Here is a 2,169-nt window from a genome sequence, read left to right on the forward strand (position 1 = left end):
GCGGCGATGTCGCCGAGCTGGATCGGATCGAACAAGGTGGGCATTGGACCTCCCGATAGGACTTCTTTGCGGACGCGGCGGAGATAGGTGTTATGGGGCCGCATGCAGCGTCAACAGGCAACAAGAAAAGCTTCCAGCCGCTCAAGCGATAAAAGCGTGGGCGCGCATCCCTTCGCGTTCGCGGCTTTGCTGATCGCCAACGTCCTGCTCACGCTGGGTCCGGTCTTCGTCAGGATGAGCGACGTCGGGCCGGTCGCCGCCGGCTTCTGGCGAATCGCGCTGGCGGCGCCGGTGCTGCTCGCGGCGGCGTTCGGCACCGGCTGGCGGCCGACCGGCCTCGGCCGCGGGGTGTGGTGGGCGCTGGGCCTGGGCGGCCTCTGCTTCGCCGGCGATCTTGCGAGCTGGCACGTCGGCATTCTCAAGACCCAGCTCGCCAACGCCACCCTGTTCGGCAACTCCGCGACCCTGTTCTATCCGGTCTACGGCTTCCTGATCGCGCGTGCCTGGCCATCGAAGACGCAGGGATTCGCGCTGCTGCTGGCGCTGGTCGGCGCGGGGTTGCTGATGGGCCGCTCGATGCAGATCGCGCCCCAGCATCTGGTCGGCGACCTGCTCTGCCTGCTCGCGGGCATTCTCTATACCGTCTATTTCGCGACCATGGCCAGGGCGCGCGACACGATGGCGCCGATCCCGGCGCTGGCGATGTCGACCTTGGCGAGCATGCTGCCGCTCCTGATCTTCGCCTATGTGCTGGGCGAGCAGGTCATGCCGCACAATTGGACGCCGCTGGTGCTGATGGCGCTGTCGAGCCAGATCATCGGCCAGGGGCTGATGATCTTCGCGCTCGGCCAGATGTCGCCGATGGTGATCGGCATCGCCTTGCTGACGCAGCCGGTGCTGGCGGCGACGATCGGCTGGGTCTGGTATGGCGAGCGGCTCGACGGGGTCGACATGATCGGCGCGCTCGCGGTCGCCGTTGCGCTGGTGCTGGTCCGCGGCGAGCGCAAGGACCCGGCCGAGCTTGCCCCCGAAGGCACGCAGGAGGCATAAAGAGGCGATGACACTCCCTGCCGATCCCACGCTCGACGAGATTCGCGAGGCGCTCGCCCCGCTCGTCGCCGACAATGCCGCGTTCGACGGCTGGAAAGCGGCGGCGCGCGACATGGCCGCCGACCAACTCGGCGTCGATCGCGACATCGCCTTGCTCGCCTTGCCCGACGCGGCGGCGATGATCGACGCGTGGTTCGCCAGCATCGACCGCGGCATGACCGAGCGATTGCCGGCCGAGATTCTGGCCAAGATGAAGGTGCGTGAGAAGATCGCTGCGCTGGTCGAGGCGCGGCTCGACCTGCTCGCCCAGCATCGCGAGACCCTGCGCCGCGCGCTGGCGATCCTGGCGATGCCGCAGAATGTCGCACATGGCGCGAAACTCGGCTGGCGCGCCGCCGATCTGATGTGGCGCGCGGCGGGCGACAATGCGACCGATTACAACCATTACACCAAGCGCGGGATGCTCGCGGGCATCTATGCCGCGACGATCACCGTGTTCCTCGACGACGAGAGCGAGGGGCAGGCCGACACCCGCGCCTTCCTGGCTCGGCGGATCGAGGGGATCATGCGCTTCGAGAAGGCCAAGGCGCAATTCCTCGCGCGCGTCGAGCACCGCCCGAGCCTGTCGCGCTTCATCGGCCGGCTGCGTTATCCGGCGGTCTGATTGATTCACGCGGAGGCGCGGAGGCGCGAAGGAGGTTCAGCCTCGCGGCACCTCCGCCACGCCATCGGCGCCGAATGACTGCTTCGCGGAAAAGAGACGGAGCGGTGCCGAAGATCCTACCTCTTCGCGCCTCCGCGCCTCCGCGTGAATCGAAATCTAATTCAGTTATTGATAATCAGTCGCAGTACCTCTACCTGAAGCGTCATGGCGACGACTCCGCTCAGCCTCGAACAGCTTCCCCAGCGCCAGCGCGCGACCGTCGCGGGCATTGCCTGGGATCGTCTGTCCGCGCCCGAGGGCCGGCGGCTGCGCGAACTCGGTTTCGATGAAGGCGTCGGGGTCGAGGTGCTGCATCGCGCGCGGATCGGCGGCGGGCCGATCGCTTGCCGGATCGGCCGCATGACGGTGGCGCTGCGCCGCCGCGTCGCCGGCGCGATCCATGTCGCTCCGCTGAC

At 67.8% G+C, this 2,169-nt stretch carries 3 protein-coding genes; all 3 read left to right on the forward strand.

Annotated elements, in window-relative coordinates; genetic code table 11:
- The first annotated feature begins 156 nt into the window (after positions 1-156).
- Positions 157-1,050 carry a DMT family transporter gene (locus tag ACTHJR_RS18195; RefSeq protein ID WP_440524797.1) on the forward strand — a complete coding sequence of 298 codons (894 nt, stop codon included), beginning with the start codon at positions 157-159 and terminating at the stop codon, positions 1,048-1,050.
- 7 nt (positions 1,051-1,057) lie between these two features.
- Entirely contained in the window at positions 1,058-1,714 is a 657-nt protein-coding gene (locus tag ACTHJR_RS18200) for a COQ9 family protein (RefSeq protein ID WP_440524798.1), read from the forward strand.
- 204 nt (positions 1,715-1,918) lie between these two features.
- On the forward strand, positions 1,919-2,169 hold a 251-nt coding region (locus ACTHJR_RS18205; protein WP_440524799.1), incomplete at its 3' end, for a FeoA family protein.

Source organism: Sphingomonas sp. (genome assembly GCF_051962185.1).
In the GTDB taxonomy this organism is placed as follows: Bacteria; Pseudomonadota; Alphaproteobacteria; order Sphingomonadales; family Sphingomonadaceae; genus Sphingomonas.

Excerpts from the sequence above, each read along its gene's own strand:
- ACTHJR_RS18200 (WP_440524798.1), top strand. The coding sequence starts at position 1,058 with ATGACACTCCCTGCCGATCCCACGCTCGACGAGATTCGCGAGGCGCTC.